Genomic DNA, 15,466 nt, shown 5'->3' with positions numbered 1-15,466 from the left:
CCCCGCGGACACTCGCCGCGCGGTGTCGGGGTCGACCAAACACACGGGTCCGTCCTGGTGCTCCGCCGCCTCCCGCCCTGCGGGGCGGCCCCCTCCCGCTGCCGGGCCGGCGGCTCCAGCGCGGGACAGGGGGAGCGGAGGCGGTCAGATCCTGCCGATGCCGCCGATGATGAGCCGCCGGTTGCGCTGCGGCATCTGGTAGCAGCCCGGGACCGGCGGGGCCACGGGGAGCGTGCGCCAGCGCTGGACCTCGATCAGACCGGGTTCGGGGACCTCCCAGCCCTCGAAGAACACCTCGATCTCCTTGCGCGTGCGCCAGCGGCCCGAACCGAGCCGGTCCAGGAACACCCTCTCCAGCTGTTCGGCCCGTGAGAAGTCCTTGGGGAAGAACGACTGGTCGGGACGGCAGTAGTGGCTGAGGACCATGTGACTGCCGGGCGCCAGGGAGTCCCGCAGGGCCGCGATGTGCTCGGCCGGGGCGTCGGCGTCGGACGTGTGCGCGACCACCCCGGTGAGCAGCAGCCCCACGGGGCGCTCCAGGTCGAGGAACGCCCGGGTCTCGGGGTCGTCCAGGAGCCTGCGCGGGGTGGTCAGGCCGGCCCGCACCGCGCTGGTGGTGTGTCCGTCGCGGAGCAGGGCCAGGTGGTGGGTCAGCACCACGGGGTCGTCGGTGGCGTAGAGGACGCGTGCGCCCGGCGCGTGCTCCTGAGCGATCTGGTGGGGGTCGCCGGGGGCGGGCAGGCCCGCGCCGACGTGGATGAACTGCCGGATCCCCTCGCTCTCGGCGAGGTGTCGGACGGCCCGTTGGAGGAAGGCGCGTTCACCCAGGACCAGGTCCTGGAAACCGGGTGCGGTGCGTTCGGCCCTGCTCGCCAGGTCGCGATCGACCTCGAAGTGGTCCTTGCCCTTGAGGTGGAAGGAGCGGAGCCGCGCCAGGCTCGGGCGAGCCAGGTCGACGGCGGGCGGGGGGTTGGCCCGGACGTTTTTGCCCCCCGCCTGCCTCAGGAAATCGGGGGAAGTGAATCGAGACATCGCCGTCCTCTTGTCTGAGGTGGGGAAGTTTGGTCGACCCCTGGATTCTATTCCTGGTTGACGTGGTTGTTAACCGAGTCACGGACTCGGGTGGTAAAAAACGGCGTCCGCGCGGCCCCGGGCCGACCGGGCGTGTACGTTACGGCACACTTGGGTTGGCTAGGACGTATATGCGTAATGTCCTTTATGTGAGGAATCAAGGAGGATGCTCGCTCCTTACAACCCCTGCCCCGGCGGGCTATCGGGAGGGTCCCGATCCTGATGGTGCTCCGGAGGCGCGCGGGAGGGACCCGGGGGAAGCGCCGCCGCAGGCGCCCCGGGCTCCCCGCGGCCTGTCCGGGATAAGGGATTAGTACTACGAATCGACCGCCCATTTATCGTGCGTGCCCACTGCCTGCGGAAATCAACGGAGGCGGAGAAGAATGCGGCACACTTCGCAAACGGATTGCGCCGTCGAAAAAGAGCACAGCGCCCGGCGGGGGCCTTCCCCCGGAGCGGGGCCCGAAACCCGATCCGCCGCCGGAACCGCCGGATGGCCTCTTCCGGTCCCGGCGGCGCGGCCGCTCCCGTCGCGGCGGTGCGCCCCGGGTCCCGGCGTCTCGCTAGCCTGGGGGCATGGACCGTCCCCACACCATCCTGAGCTGCGCCATGTCGGTCGACGGGCGCATCGACGACACCACCCCGGAGCGGCTCCGCCTCTCCAACGAGGCCGACTTCGCCGAGGTGGACGAGTTGCGCGCGGGATGCGACGCGATCCTCGTGGGGGCCGGCACCCTGCGTGCGGACAATCCGCGGCTCCTCGTACGCTCCCCGGCCCTGCGCGCGCGCAGACGCGGGGAGGGCCGCACCGAGAACCTGCTCAAGGTCCTGGTCACCCGCAGCGGAGAGTTCGACCCCCGGGCCCGGTTCTTCTCCACCGGTGACGCCGGCGCGGTCGTCTACACCGGCGGGCCCGGAGTGGACGCCGCCAGGGCCGGCCTGTCCGGCAGGCCCGCCTCGGACCCGCCGGCCGAGGTCGTCGACGCCGGAAGCCCGCCCACCGCCGAGGCCGTCCTGGCCGACCTCGCGAACCGCGGGGTGGGCCGGCTGCTCGTGGAGGGCGGCGGCCACATCCACACCATGTTCCTCACGTCGGGCCTGGTGGACGAGATCCGGCTGGCGGTCGCCCCGTTCTTCGTGGGGGAGGAGGACGCGCCGCGCTTCGTCCTGCCCGGCGCCTACCCGTACTCCTCCGCCGCGCCGATGCGCCTCGTGGAGGCCAGGGCCCTGGGAGACGTCGCGGTCCTGCGCTACCGCCCCGACAACCGCGGCCCGCAGGAGAGGGAGGCCGGGGGAGGACGGGCCGGGACGGACGGGAGTGCCGGGACGGGCGTGCCCCGGACCCGCGGGGAGGACCGGTGACCCCCGGGCCGCCCCCGGCCGCGGGCGGCGCGGACGCGCACTGGCTCCGCCGGACCGTCGAGCTGTCCCGGTCGTGCCCGCCCTCCGCCACCGCCTTCTCGGTCGGTTGCGTCGTGGTCGCCGGGGACGGCACGGTCCTGGGCGAGGGCTACTCACGCAGGGACGACCCGCGCGACCACGCCGAGGAGGCCGCGCTGCGCGGGACCGACCCCGGCGACCCCCGTCTGCGCGGGGCCACCCTCTACTCGTCGCTGGAGCCGTGCAGCTCCCGGGCCTCCCGGCCGATGGCGTGCAGCGCGCTCATCCTCACCACACCGATCCCGCGCGTGGTGTTCGCCTGGCGGGAGCCCGCCCTGTTCGTCGACTGCGACGGCGCCGAGCGGCTCCGGGCGGCGGGCAGGGCCGTCGTCGAGCGCCCCGACCTCGCCCAGGGGGTCCGGGAGGTCAACGCCCACCTGCTCGGCTGACCCGGGCCGTCCACGGGCGGGGAGAGGGGCCGGCGCGGCGGGCGGCGGCGCGGTTCCCCCGTCACAAGGGGGCCTCGGCGCCGACCGGCCCCGGCGTGACCGCCGCCCCGGGGGGGCACGCCCGGGGCGGCGGTCACAGCCGGTTGACGTCCACCACGTGCACGACCGCGTAGCCCTCCGCGTCGGACGCGGCCAGGTCCACCTCCGCGCTGATGCCCCAGTCGTGGTCGCCGGCCGGGTCGGCGAAGATCTGGCGCACGCGCCACAGACCGGTCTCCTCCTCGATGAGCAGCATCTTCGGTCCGCGAGCGTCGGGTCCGGTCCCGATCTCGTCGTGCTCGGCGAAGTACTCCTCCACGGCCTCGGCCCACTCCTCGCCGCTCCACTCGCCGTCCTGGGACAGCTTGCCCAGGTCCCCGTAGCGGCGGCGGGAGGCCAGCTCGACGCGGCGGAACATCTCGTTGCGCACCAGCACCCGGAAGGCCCGCGCGTTGGCCGTGACCGGCCGCACCTTCTCCTCGGCGGGCTCCTGCCCCTCCGGGGCCTCCTCCTCGGGGTTGGTCAGCTGCTCCCACTCGTCCAGCAGGCTGGAGTCGACCTGGCGGACCAGCTCGCCCAGCCACTCGATGAGGTCGCGCAGCTCCTCGGTCTTGGCGTCGTCGGGCACCGTCTGGTTGAGCGCCTTGTACGCGCTGGCCAGGTAGCGCAGGACCAGGCCCTCCGAGCGCGCCAGCTCGTAGTGGCCGACGTACTCGACGAAGTTCATCGCCCGCTCGTACATGTCGCGGGCCACGGTCTTGGGCCGGAGCGGGTGGTCGCCCACCCAGGGGTGGCCGCGCCGGTAGACCTCGTAGGCGTGGTGGAGGAGTTCCTCCAGCGGCTTGGGGTAGTCGACCTCCTCCAGCAGCTCCATGCGCTCGTCGTACTCGATGCCGTCCATCTTCATCTGCTGGACGGCCTCGCCGCGGGCCTTGTTGAGCTGGGCGCCGAGGATCTGCCTGGGGTCGTCCAGGGTCGACTCCACGACGGTGAGCACGTCGAGCGGGTAGGTCGGCGACTCCTTGTCCAGCAGGTCCAGCGAGGCCAGCGCGAACGTCGACAGAGGCTGGTTGAGCGCGAAGTCCGCCTGGAGGTCCACGGTGAGCCGGGCGGTGCGGCCCTGGTCGTCGGGTTCGGGCAGGGTCTCCACGATGCCGCCGTCGAGCAGCGACCGGTAGATGGCGATCGCCTCGTGGATGTGGCGGCGCTGCGCGGGGCGGTCGTCGTGGTTCTCGGTGAGCAGGTGGCGCATCGCGGTGAAGCAGTTGCCCGGACGGGCGATCACGCTGAGCAGCATGGCGTTGCTCACCCGGAAGCGCGAGGCCAGCGGCTCGGGGTCGGCCTCGATGAGCTTGTTGAAGGTCGCCTCGTCCCAGGAGACGAACCCCTCGGGCGCCTTCTTGCGCACCACCTTGCGGCGCTTCTTGGTGTCGTCGCCCGCCTTGGCCAGGGCCTTCTCGTTCTCGACGACGTGCTCGGGAGCCTGCGCCACCACGTGGCCGACCGTGTCGAACCCGGCGCGTCCCGCCCGTCCGGCGATCTGGTGGAACTCGCGGGCGCGCAGGCGGCGCACGCGCACCCCGTCGTACTTGCTGAGGGCGGTGAACAGCACGGTGCGGATGGGGACGTTCACCCCGACCCCCAGGGTGTCGGTGCCGCAGATGACCTTGAGCAGGCCCGCCTGGGCCAGCCGCTCGACCAGGCGCCGGTACTTGGGCAGCATGCCGGCGTGGTGCACGCCGATGCCGTGCCGCACGTACCGGGAGAGGTTGCGGCCGAACTTGGTCGTGAAGCGGAAGTTGCCGATCTCCGCCGCGATCGCCGCCTTCTCCTCCTTGGTGGACATGTTGATGCTGGTCAGCGACTGGGCGCGTTCGACGGCCTGCGCCTGCGTGAAGTGCACGATGTACACGGGCGCGTTGCCGTCGCGGAGCAGCTCCTCCAGCGTCTCGTGCAGCGGGGTCACCCGGTAGTCGTAGTAGAGGGGGACGGGGCGCTCGGCGGAGGCGACCACGGCCGTGGTGCGCCCGGTGCGCTTCTCCAGGTCCTCCTCGAACCGGCTGACGTCGCCCAGGGTGGCGGACATCAGCAGGAACTGCGCCTGCGGCATCTCCAGCAGGGGCACCTGCCACGCCCATCCCCGGTCGGGCTCGGCGTAGAAGTGGAACTCGTCCATGACGACGGTGTTGATGTCCGCGTTCGCGCCCTCGGCGAGCGCGATCTGGGCGAGGACCTCGGCGGTGCAGCACACGATGGGGGCGTCGGCGTTGACGCTGGCGTCGCCGGTCATCATGCCGACGTTCTCGGTGCCGAAGATCTTGCACAGGTCGAAGAACTTCTCCGACACCAGCGCCTTGATGGGCGCGGTGTAGAACGCGCACTCGTCGCGGGCCAGGGCGGCGAAGAGCGCGCCCGTGGCGACCATGCTCTTACCGGAGCCGGTGGGGGTGTTGAGGATGACGTTCGACCCGGAGACGACCTCGATGAGGGCCTCCTCCTGGTGCGGGTAGAGGGTGAGGCCCCGCTCCCCGGCCCACAAAGCGAACGCCTCGAAGAGGGAGTCGGGTTCTGGTTCGGCCGGAAGCACATCGATGAGACTCACAGTCTCTATACTGCCCGCTCCCGAACCCCCTTCGGGACGCGGCGGGCGCCCGCCGACCCTCCGCGGCGCCCCGCGCGCCCCGGCCGGCCCGTACACGGCGACGGGCACGCCCCCGTGGGAAGCGTGCCCGTCAGCGGCCCTGCGGCCCTCAGCGGTCCTACACGAGGCCGAGCTTCCGGACGGTGTCGCGCTCCTCGACGAGCTCGTTGACCGAGGCGTCGATGCGGGCGCGGGAGAACTCGTCGATCTCCAGGCCCTGGACGATCTCCCACTTGCCGTCGCGGGACACGACCGGGAAGGAGGAGATGAGGCCCTCGGGCACGCCGTAGGAGCCGTCGGAGGGGATGGCGGCGGAGGTCCAGTCGCCCTCCGGGGTGCCGTTCACCCAGTCGAAGACGTGGTCGATGGCGGCGTTGGCGGCGGAGGCGGCCGAGGACGCGCCACGGGCCTCGATGATCGCGGCGCCGCGCTTGGCGACGGTGGGGATGAAGTCGTTCTCCAGCCAGGCCTGGTCGCCGACGGCCTTGGCGGCGTTGCCGCCGCCGACCTCGGCGTTGAACAGGTCCGGGTACTGGGTGGCGGAGTGGTTGCCCCAGATGGTGAGCTTCTTGATGTCGTTGATCGACACGCCGAGCTTCTTGGCGAGCTGGGTGAGCGCGCGGTTGTGGTCGAGGCGGGTCATCGCGGTGAAGCGCTCGGCCGGGACGTCCGGGGCGTTGCTCTGGGCGATGAGGGCGTTGGTGTTGGCCGGGTTGCCGACCACGAGTACCCGGATGTCGTCGGCGGCGCCGGCGTTGATCGCCTCGCCCTGGGGCTTGAAGATGCCGCCGTTGGCCTGGAGCAGGTCGCCGCGCTCCATGCCCTTGCCGCGCGGTCGGGCGCCGACCAGCAGGCCGACGTTGGCACCCTCGAAGGCCTTGGCGGCGTCGTCGAAGATGTCGATGCCCTGGAGCAGGGGGAAGGCGCAGTCGTCGAGCTCCATCGCGGTGCCCTCGGCGGCCTTGACGGCCTGCGGGATCTCCAGCAGACGCAGCTTCACCGGGGTGTCGGCGCCGAGCAGCTGGCCGGACGCGATCCGGAACAGGAGGGCGTATCCGATCTGGCCGGCGGCGCCGGTGACGGTGACGTTGACGGGTGCTTTGGACATGGCGTGAACTCTCCTGACGACGATGTGCGACCCGCGATGTTACCAACGGGTCATACGCGGCGTCGGTGCCGGGCGCTGGGGTCCGTCCAGTCGCGCGCCGCACTCCACCACCCTAGACCGAGCCCCCTCGGGGCCCGGGACCCAGGTGCGGTGTTCGCGGCGCGCCCGCGCACCCGGTCCCGGCAGGGCCTGTCCTGTAACGGATTTACGGCGCGGAAACGCCGGACGCACCCTGTTAGGATGACGTTTGCCGACGACGGCGGGCCGGTAGCTCAGTTGGTTAGAGCAGGGGACTCATAATCCCTGGGTCGCGGGTTCGAGTCCTGCCCGGCCTACCCCCTCCAGGCACACCAAAAGCGCCGCCGACCTGCGGATACAGGCCAGCGGCGCTTTCTTGTGCCCTACGGACTTCTGCGGTTCCGTCCGGGTGGCCGCGCCGAATACGCGTTGGAGTTTCGGGCCCCAGAAGTCGTCGAACCCGGCCCCGGCCCCGTCCGGGCACCTCGCGTAAATCCGAAGTAGGACATCAAGGCCGCATCAGACCTATTCCGCTACTTGTGGGGGATTAGTCCATGTATCTGCCGGGCGATCCCCCGGGCGCCCCGGAGAACGGGGAGTGGGGCGGGTGCGCCGAACCCTCCTTCGGGGAGGGGAGCAGTCCCGGCCGCCCCGTGTGCGACGGAGCCGGTTCCGTGCTCCCGCGAGCCCCCGGGGGGCGGGGTGTGTCCGATGGTGGCGGGTTCCGTGGGGATAAGCGTCGAAGATCCCGGTATCCTCGGTGGCGGTAATGCCGAGGTGCGGCCATCGGGGCGCTCGTCGGGGTCGGCCGGTCCGTGACCCGCCGGTCCCCGGTCGCGGGTCCGGGCCCCTCCGCCCTCGGCCGGTGGAGAACCCCCTCGTCCGCAGGGGGTGGGGGCGGACCCGTGTCCGTCCTGGTGAACTTCGTGGACTTCCGGCGCGTATGTCGCATTCATGCGGCTTCCTCTGCGTACCGTTCGGAGAGGGGCCGTCCGGTCCCGTCGTCCGTCCGGCCGCCGGGCGGGTGTCGTGCGAGACGGGGAACCCCTGTGTCCCCCGGACTCCGGACCGCCCGGAAGTGCCCACAGGCGCGGTCCGGAACATGCTCCGAACGACCGTGGGAGCGGGGACGGCTCGTCTAAACTGGCGGCCGTTCGGGGCGCAGAGGTGTCCCACGTCTCACAACCACCGTGCTCCCGGCGTCGTCCGACACGTCGGTGGAACTTCATCGGGAAGGGCGAGCGTTGGGCGCTGATGGGACCGGGGGGCGCGGCGCGCACCGCCGCAGACGTGACGACCTCGCCCCGCACCTGCTCCGCGGCGCGGCGGCGGCCCTCGTGGCGACGGTCCTCGTGACCGCCTTCTACGTCGTGACCTCGCGCGACGGGGACGCGGGAGTCCAGGACCGGCAGGAGCAGGCGGCGCCGCGGGCCGTCGGCACCCCCTTCGCCAGCCTCGTGGACGAGATCGGCATCTCCCGGGACAACTCCGCCGCCAACGTCGACCTCGACGGCGCGGGCAACAGCCTCTCCTCGCAGGCCCTGGCCGCCGCCGGGTGGACGCCCGGCCGCGAGGTGGTGCTCCTGGGCACCGAGCTCGAGCTCCCCGACTACGCCCCCGGGCGCCCCGACCACGTGGTCTCGGACGGCCAGCTGCTCCGGTTGGACGAGGACCGCTACGGATCGCTCACCTTCCTGGCCACCGCCACCCGGGCCGGCGGCGCCGGTGGCGGCCCCGCGGTCCACGGGACGGGCCGCGTGGTCTACACGGACGGCGCGGAGCAGGAGTTCGTCCTCTCCGTCCCCGACTGGGTCGAGGGGCCCGCGGGGGACGCGGCGCTCTCGCTGCCCTACGCCAACTCCGCCGGCGTCGGCGGGCCGAGCCCCACCCTCGGCTCCGTGCGCCTGTACGCGCGCAGCGTGCCCGTCGACCCGTCCCGGGAGGTCTCCCACGTCGTCCTGCCGCGGGTGGACGGGGACGGGGGCCGCCTGCACCTGTTCTCCGTGGACGGCCGCCCCTCCTCCGGCTGGACCGGCTCCTGGGCGCGGGCCACCTCCGGGTACCTGGAGGTCGGCCCCTGGCAGGACCAGACCCTGCGCCTGTCGGTCCGCACCACCGCCGGAGGGCACGTCGCCAGGATCCGCCTCGACAACACCTTCGCCGCGGAGCCCGTCACGGTGGGCGCCGCCTCGCTGGCGCTGCAGGGGGACGCCGCCGGCACACGCGGGGCCGCGATCCCCCTCACCTTCGACGGACGGGCCGACACCGTCATCCCGGCGGGCGGACAGGTGTTCAGCGACCCGGTGGAGATCCTCCTGCCGCCGCACACCGACGTCCTGGTGAGCTTCCACCTCCCCGAACTGGTGACCGCGGCCCCCGTGCACTACGCCGCGGTGGACACCAACTACAGCAGCGAGCCCGGCAGCGGCGACCAGACGCTCGACACCACCGGGGCGCCGTTCACCGGGCGTGTGGCGCAGTGGCCGTTCCTGACCGGCATCGAGGTCGCCGACGGGCCCGGCGCGATCGTGGCCTTCGGCGACTCCCTCACCGACGGGACGCGGTCCACCCGCGACGCCCACAGCCGCTGGCCGGACGTGCTGAGCACACGCCTCGCGGCACAGCCCGGTGTGCTCAACCCCGGTGTGCTCAACGTCGGCGTGGCCGGGAACCACGTGGTCACCGACGGGTACCCGGGGGAGGGCGTGTCCACCAACCCCAGCGGGGTCGCCATGGTCCACCGGGTCCAGAGGGACGTGTTCGCGCAGAGCGGCGTGGAGACCGTGGTCGTCTTCGCGGGGATCAACGACCTCCGCTGGGGCACCTCCCCGGACGCGGTGATCAGCGGGCTCGGCCAGATCGCCCGGCTTGCCGAGGCGCGCGGCGTCCGGGTGTTCGTGGCCACGCTCGGTCCCTGCGGGGGCGAGCGGCGCTGTACTCCGGAGGTCGAGCAGGCACGGCAGCAGGTCAACGCCTACCTGCGCACGCAGATCGGTGACCCGGCGTCGCCGTTCGACGGGGTGTGGGACTTCGACGCGGTCCTGCGCGACCCGGCCGACCCCGCCCGCCTCCTGCCCGCCTACGACTCCGGTGACCACATCCACCCCGGGGACGCGGGACTGCGGGCGCTGGCCGAGTCGGTGGACCTCCAGCAGCTCATCGGCGGGTGAGCCCCGCCCCTCACCTGGGGGAGCCCAGGTGGTGGTGGACGACCAGGTCCACGTAGACGGCGCCGAGGCCGTCCAGGCTCAGCCCCGCATCCGGGTCGTACCAGTGCAGGAGCGAGTCGAGGGTCTCCAGCACCTCGTCGGCGGCCCGGCCGGGGTCGCGCACGGCGAAGGCGCCCGCGGCCGCGCCGTCCTCGATGATCCCGCGCATGTGCTCCCGGTAGAGGCGCAGGAGGGAGCCGACCTCCCTGTGGCGCGCGGGGTGGACGGCCCGCAGCACCGGCAGCAGCTCGTGTGTCAGGGCCGACGCGGCCCGGTGCCGCCAGCCGGTCTCCACATGGAGTCTGACCAGCGAGGCCATGCGCTCGACGGCGGGCAGGTCCGGCCGGTCCGCGGCCAGCTGGCCGTCGACCCGCTCGTGCGCGGACCTGAGCACGACGGCGTAGGCCAGGTCGGTGCGGGTGGGGAACGCCCTGCGGAGGGCGGCCGTGTCCGCCCCGGTCTCCAGGGCGATGCGGCGGATCAGCTCGGACACGCCCGGTCCGCGCGGGCCGTGCCGGGCGAAGAGGCGCGCGGCGCAGTCCAGGACCGGGGCGGCGGCTCGGAGCGCACGGGGCGAGGTGTGGGCCGTCATAGGGGTTCTCGTCGTCGGGAGGGCGCAGGGAAGGAGAGGGGTGCGCGGTCTTCACCCGAGGGGTCCGTCGCCTTCCAGGGTATCCGCGGGGCTGCCGGAAGCGGCGTGGAACGGCGGAACCCGACGGGGCGGGGAACGGCCGCGGGCGCCGAGCCCCCGCGGGCACGGCGGCCACGCGCCGGGACGGCCCCCGGCGGGCTCCGGGGACGTACCCTCCCGACTGCGACTGCGACTGCGACTGCGACTGCGACTGCGACTGCGACTGCGACCGGGGACCGGGGCTCAGACGGCCCCGACCGCCGTCGCCCCTCCCCGGCCCCGACCGCTCGTCAGCGACACGAGGTCGGCGATCCGCTCCGTGGCGAGCGCGTCGACGCCCATGCCGATCAGACGCGCCATCTCCGGGAACTCGTTCACGGCCCAGGCCGTGACGCGATACCCGAAGCGGTGCATCTCGTCGACCGCTTCCCGGGTCACGAGCGTGTGGTGCGCGCCCAGGAACTCCGGTTCCAGGGCGCGGACGGCCTCGTCCGGGGGCATGTCCGGCTGCTCCCAGCCCGCCAGGAGCCGGGAGCCGGGGCTCTTGGCCCGGAGCGCGCCGAGGGTCTCGGCCGAACCGGTGAAGAGCACCTGGTCGCCGAACCCGCGTTCGCGCAGGAGCGTGTCCGCGGCCAGCGCGGCCCTCGGCGTGTCCGCGCCGACGAGCAGGGGCGGGGGCCCGTGGGCGCCGAACTCGGCCAGGACCTCCATCAGGGTGGGTACGCGCCGTTCCACGTCGTCGCGCAACCCGGCGAGGTCTGCCAGGGTGAGTCCGTCCACGGGGCGGGGCGGGGAACCGGGGAGGGCCACGAGTCGTTCGTCGACCAGGACGGAGTAGCCGTCCGAGGTCAGGTGGACGTCGATCTTGACCAGATCGGCCCCGGCGCGCCAGGCTGAACGCAGGGCCGGGAGCGTGTTGCCCGGGAAGCGGGCGGTGTCTCCGCGCAGTGCGATGGACAGCGTCATGCGGTCAAGGGTGGCAAATTCCGCCGTCCCACGTGGCGCAAACAGGAAAAACATCCGCCAAGAAGGTCCGCGGCGGCGGCGGTCCGGGTCCGCCCCGGCCGGAGCGGCCGGGCCCCTTCGCCGCGATTGCGAGAGGACTCACGTCCGGAGAGCACCGTTCCGGGCGCGATGAGCTGGGAAACTTTGTTACATGGCGTCGTGATCGCACGGTGTCCCCATGGCCGGCCCCCGAGTGTGAGGCGAACGATGATCCCGGACCAGCGACGAGAGCACATCCTGAAGCTCCTCCAGGAGCGTCACGTGCTGAGTATCAACGAGCTCACGTCGATGCTGTCCGTGTCCCACATGACGGTCCGGCGCGACATCCAGGCGCTGGAGAACGACGGCAAGGTCCTGTCCGTCACCGGTGGGGTACGGCTCGCGGCGCGGCTCAAGAGCGAACCCTCCTACCTGGCCAAGGCCCAGCTGGAGGTCCCCGCCAAGCGCGCCATCGCGCGCGCCGCCGCGGAGCTGGTCAGGGAGAACTTCACCATCTACCTGGACGCGGGGACGACCACGCTCCAGATGGTGCCGCTGCTCACCGACAAGGTCGGCCTGACGGTCATCACCAGCGACTTCAACGTGGTCGGGCACCTGATGGAGTACCCGGGGATCGAACTGATCCACACCGGCGGCGTCGTCTCGCACTCCGACCACTCCTCGGTCGGCCGGTTCACCGCCGACTTCCTGCGGCAGGTGAACGTGGACCTGGCCTTCATCGCCAGCAGCTCCTGGGACGTCGACCGCGGCTCGACCACGCCCTCCGAGGCCAAGGTGGTCGCCAAGCAGGCGCTGCTGCGGATCGCCTCCAAGAGCGTGCTCACCGTCGACAGCACCAAGTACGGCAAGTTCGGCACCTTCAGGGTGGCCAGCCTGGAGGAGTTCGACCTGATCATCACGGACGACCGGCTCCCGCGCTCGGCCGTGGACGAGCTGGGCGAGCGCGACGTGCGCCTCAAGCTGGTCGAGACCGACTGACAGGGCCTTCCCGCGTGCCGGGAGGGACGGGGCCGGCGGGGGCGGATCAGTCCTCGTCGGCGTCCAGCTCCGCGGGGCAGAACAGCCCGAGCTCGGTGCCGTCCGGGTCGTAGAACAGCAGGGTGGAGCCCTCCTCGCGGTGCATGACCGGGGAGTGCTCCACGTCCATGTCCGCGAACCGCTCCTCCCACGCCTCCAGCTCGCCGAGGTTGTCGACGCCCAGGGTGAGCCGGTCCAGGCCGCAGTGCCTGCGGTCGAACCGGTTCTTGAAGTTGTCGCGGTGCTGGATGAGGGCGACCATCAGGCCCGACGCGGGGTGGCGGCACTCGCTGCGCAGCGTGCCGTCGTGGTCGCGTCGTCCGAGCACCTTGAAACCCAGGACGGAGCGGTAGAAGCGCACGCTCTCGTCGCGGTCCCGCACGGAGAGGGTGACGCGGGCGAGCCCGTTGAGCTGTGGCACGGGCACCTCTTTGCGCCGGGGATTGATGCTGGTCAGTAGTTCGAGCACGATCCACAAGCCTAGGTGGGTGTGTAGGGGGACGGGCCCCTCTTTAACGCGGGCTTAACGCCCGATGTTCCCAGGATCACCCGGCTCCGCGAGCGGCGCCGCACGGGTCCCCGCCGAGGGGGCGGCCGAGGGTCTCGCGCCGGCCCGCGGCCCGTCCCGTCCCTCGCCGGTCCGCGTGTACCAGCGGGCCCGCATCACCAGGACGGCGACGGCGAAGGAGACCAGTCCGCCGAGCGTGGCCAGGGCGAACGCCCCCTGGTGGCCGTACGCGTCGGCGACGGCGCCCGAGACCACGGATCCCAGGGCCTGGCCGAGGATCAGGCTGCTCAGGACGACGGCCATCGACTGGGAGAGGCGGCTGGGCGGGGCGGCCCGCTCGATGAGCCCGAAGAGGCTCACGATGTGCGGTCCGATCGCCGCGCCCAGCACGAAGACGGCCACCGCGAGCGTGGCCGGCCCGTGGTCCAGGTACAGGGGCAGGCTGAGCACGAACAGGCCCCCGGCCGCGACCCGCGTCCGGGCGGTCAGGGAGAACCCGGCGGGCAGGGACGCCATCATCAGCCCGGCCGCCGCGCTGCTGGCGCCCATCACCGCGTACATCAGGCCGGACAGGTCCCCGTACCCCGAGGCCGCCGCGAACGCGGTCACGCCGGTGGACATGCCGCCGAAGAACAGCCCCTGGCAGAACATGGGGGCGGTGAGCACGAGCAGGGCGGGCGTGGCGATCCGGCCCTCCGAGCCGCGCACCGGCGGCGTCCCGGCCGGGGCGGTCGGGTGGAGGGCGAACACGGCCCCGAACACGCCGATGAGAGCGGCGGCGCCCAGCACGCCGGCCGACGGGGAGAGGGCCACGGTGAGCACGCCCACGAGGGCGGGGCCGAGGACGAACGCGGCCTCGTCGAGTACGCCCTCGACCGACATGGCGGCCGACACCGAGCGCTCCCGTTCCGCGCCCCGGTCGGGGCCCCGGCGGATCAGCACCACCCACCGGGTCCTGGCCATGGGCCCCATCTGGGGCAGGCACATGCCGGTGACCGCGGCCAGCGCCGCGAGGGCGGGGGCCGGGGTCCCGGACCGGACCGCGAGGACCAGCAGGACGATCAGGACGGCGTCGACCAGCGCCATGACGAGCACGGGGGCCCGCTGCCCGTGCCGGTCGGCGAAGCGGGCGATGACCGGGCCGCCGACGGCCTCGCCGAGGGCGAAGGCGCCGGCCACCGCTCCGGCGGCCGCCACACTGCCGGTGGTGGAGGTGACGAGGGTGAGCATGCCGATCAGGGCCATGGAGATGGGCAGGCGGGCCAGGAAACTGGCGAGGAGCAGCGGCCATCCGGCGATCCGGTGCATCCGCCGCAGTGTCTCGATGGGTGACATCCCGACCCCGTCCCGCTCGTGGTTCCCGCTCCCCGGATTCCAGCACGGCGGTCCTGCGCGGGCCATCAGTGGAGACGACAAAATTCATCCCATGATATGGCCGAGAATCGTCGTGATGTCCGCTTGCGCACCGGGTGTCCGCGGGTTCCGGCCGGTGGCGGGGCCGCCCCGGCACGGTCGCCGGGGAGCCCCGCTGCGAGGCCGTGGACCCGGTGCCCGGGCACCGGTCCGCCTTCCCCGCCCACGGGGCACGGACGGCTGACGCCTCCGACAGGTGATCCGGCCGGGTGGCGACGCGTCCGGGTGGGAAGGACTGGGAGCGTCCGAGGTACCCGCGCGAACGGTGAGAGACCTTGCCACTGAACGAGGAGGAGGCGGTCCTGCTGGCCGCCGCCTGGCGGAGGCTGGCCGGGGGCGGCCCCGAGGCGGCCGCGGTCGGGGCGGAGCTCCTGGACCGCTGGAACGAGCCGCACCGCCGCTACCACACGCTCCTGCACCTGTGGGAGACGCTCCGCGCCGTCGACGTCCTCCAGGGGGAGGCGCGCGACGCCGACTGCGTCCGCTACGCGGTCTGGTTCCACGACGCGGTGTACGAGGGGCGCCCCGGCCGGGACGAGGAGGAGAGCGCCGAGCTCGCCGGGCGCCTGCTGTCCCTGATCGGCGTGGAGCCCGGGCGGGTCGGCGAGGTGGTCCGCCTGGTGGGTGTGACCGCGGCGCACCGCCCCGAGGAGGGGGACGCGGACGGCGCGGTCGTCTGCGACGCCGACCTGTCGGTCCTGGGCGCGCCGGCCGACGAGTACCTCGCCTATACGGCGGCGGTCAGGGCCGAGTACCGCCATGTCCCCGACCGGGTGTTCCGCGAGGGCCGCGCCGCGGTCCTGCGGTCCCTGCTGGACGGGCCCCACCTGTTCCACACGTCGTTCGGCCGCGAGCACTGGGAGGCCGGGGCCCGGGCCAACATGCTCGCCGAACTCGACCGGCTGGCGTCGCCGGCGCCCCTGGACGCCCCACCGCCCTGACCCCCCGGCCACGGGGAGGGGGAGCCGCGCGCCTCC

Annotated in this window: 12 protein-coding genes and 1 tRNA gene; 6 read left to right on the top strand and 7 right to left on the bottom strand. The window is 72.9% G+C overall.

Annotation, left to right across the window (positions count from 1 at the left end; translation table 11 throughout):
- Positions 1-144: 144 nt before the first annotated feature.
- Positions 145-1,032 carry an SAM-dependent methyltransferase gene (locus ACQPYD_RS24790; RefSeq protein ID WP_433697912.1) on the bottom strand — a complete coding sequence of 296 codons (888 nt, stop codon included), beginning with the start codon at positions 1,030-1,032 and terminating at the stop codon, positions 145-147.
- 615 nt (positions 1,033-1,647) lie between these two features.
- Between ACQPYD_RS24790 and ACQPYD_RS24785 the strand changes: the two genes are divergently transcribed.
- Both ACQPYD_RS24785 and ACQPYD_RS24780 read left to right on the top strand, forming a co-directional pair.
- Positions 1,648-2,433, top strand: a complete 786-nt coding sequence (locus ACQPYD_RS24785; RefSeq protein ID WP_433697911.1) for a RibD family protein — start codon at positions 1,648-1,650, stop codon at positions 2,431-2,433.
- Positions 2,430-2,900 (top strand): deaminase, encoded by a 471-nt coding sequence (locus ACQPYD_RS24780; RefSeq protein ID WP_433697910.1) that lies wholly within the window; start codon positions 2,430-2,432, stop codon positions 2,898-2,900. The genes ACQPYD_RS24785 and ACQPYD_RS24780 overlap by 4 nt, the downstream gene beginning before the upstream one ends.
- A 133-nt stretch (positions 2,901-3,033) precedes the next feature.
- On the opposite strand, the gene ACQPYD_RS24775 is transcribed toward ACQPYD_RS24780, so the two are convergent.
- Positions 3,034-5,526, bottom strand: a complete 2,493-nt coding sequence (locus tag ACQPYD_RS24775; RefSeq protein WP_433702126.1) for a DEAD/DEAH box helicase — start codon at positions 5,524-5,526, stop codon at positions 3,034-3,036.
- Positions 5,527-5,698: 172 nt separating this feature from the next.
- Positions 5,699-6,688: a malate dehydrogenase gene (locus tag ACQPYD_RS24770; protein WP_433697909.1), complete on the bottom strand. Its 990-nt coding sequence runs from the start codon at positions 6,686-6,688 to the stop codon at positions 5,699-5,701.
- A gap of 261 nt (positions 6,689-6,949) precedes the next feature.
- Here ACQPYD_RS24770 and ACQPYD_RS24765 point away from each other — a divergent pair.
- Positions 6,950-7,023 (top strand) — tRNA-Ile (locus tag ACQPYD_RS24765).
- A gap of 927 nt (positions 7,024-7,950) precedes the next feature.
- Positions 7,951-9,876, top strand: a complete 1,926-nt coding sequence (locus ACQPYD_RS24760) for a GDSL-type esterase/lipase family protein (RefSeq protein WP_433697908.1) — start codon at positions 7,951-7,953, stop codon at positions 9,874-9,876.
- Between the two features lie 10 nt (positions 9,877-9,886).
- Here the strand turns inward: ACQPYD_RS24760 and ACQPYD_RS24755 are convergent, their stop codons facing one another.
- Entirely contained in the window at positions 9,887-10,507 is a 621-nt protein-coding gene (locus tag ACQPYD_RS24755; protein ID WP_433697907.1) for a TetR/AcrR family transcriptional regulator, read from the bottom strand.
- A 282-nt stretch (positions 10,508-10,789) separates the two neighbouring features.
- Complete coding sequence (locus tag ACQPYD_RS24750) at positions 10,790-11,512, bottom strand: glycerophosphodiester phosphodiesterase (protein ID WP_433697906.1); 723 nt, start codon at positions 11,510-11,512, stop codon at positions 10,790-10,792.
- Between the two features lie 246 nt (positions 11,513-11,758).
- Between ACQPYD_RS24750 and ACQPYD_RS24745 the strand changes: the two genes are divergently transcribed.
- Entirely contained in the window at positions 11,759-12,529 is a 771-nt protein-coding gene (locus ACQPYD_RS24745; RefSeq protein WP_267945921.1) for a DeoR/GlpR family DNA-binding transcription regulator, read from the top strand.
- 46 nt (positions 12,530-12,575) lie between these two features.
- On the opposite strand, the gene ACQPYD_RS24740 is transcribed toward ACQPYD_RS24745, so the two are convergent.
- Both ACQPYD_RS24740 and ACQPYD_RS24735 read right to left on the bottom strand, forming a co-directional pair.
- The gene (locus ACQPYD_RS24740; RefSeq protein WP_407942284.1) at positions 12,576-13,040 is read right to left on the bottom strand and encodes a VOC family protein; all 465 of its coding nucleotides are present in this window, start codon (positions 13,038-13,040) and stop codon (positions 12,576-12,578) included.
- Between the two features lie 51 nt (positions 13,041-13,091).
- Entirely contained in the window at positions 13,092-14,411 is a 1,320-nt protein-coding gene (locus ACQPYD_RS24735) for an MFS transporter (protein WP_433697905.1), read from the bottom strand.
- A 353-nt stretch (positions 14,412-14,764) separates the two neighbouring features.
- Between ACQPYD_RS24735 and ACQPYD_RS24730 the strand changes: the two genes are divergently transcribed.
- Positions 14,765-15,430, top strand: a complete 666-nt coding sequence (locus ACQPYD_RS24730; protein WP_433697904.1) for an HD domain-containing protein — start codon at positions 14,765-14,767, stop codon at positions 15,428-15,430.
- Positions 15,431-15,466 lie beyond the last annotated feature (36 nt).

It is taken from the genome of Nocardiopsis sp. CA-288880, from assembly GCF_050955985.1.
Classification (GTDB): Bacteria; Actinomycetota; Actinomycetes; order Streptosporangiales; family Streptosporangiaceae; genus Nocardiopsis; species Nocardiopsis tropica.
Note: the sequence above shows the minus strand (reverse complement) of the source record. Positions and strands in the feature narration are given on the sequence as shown.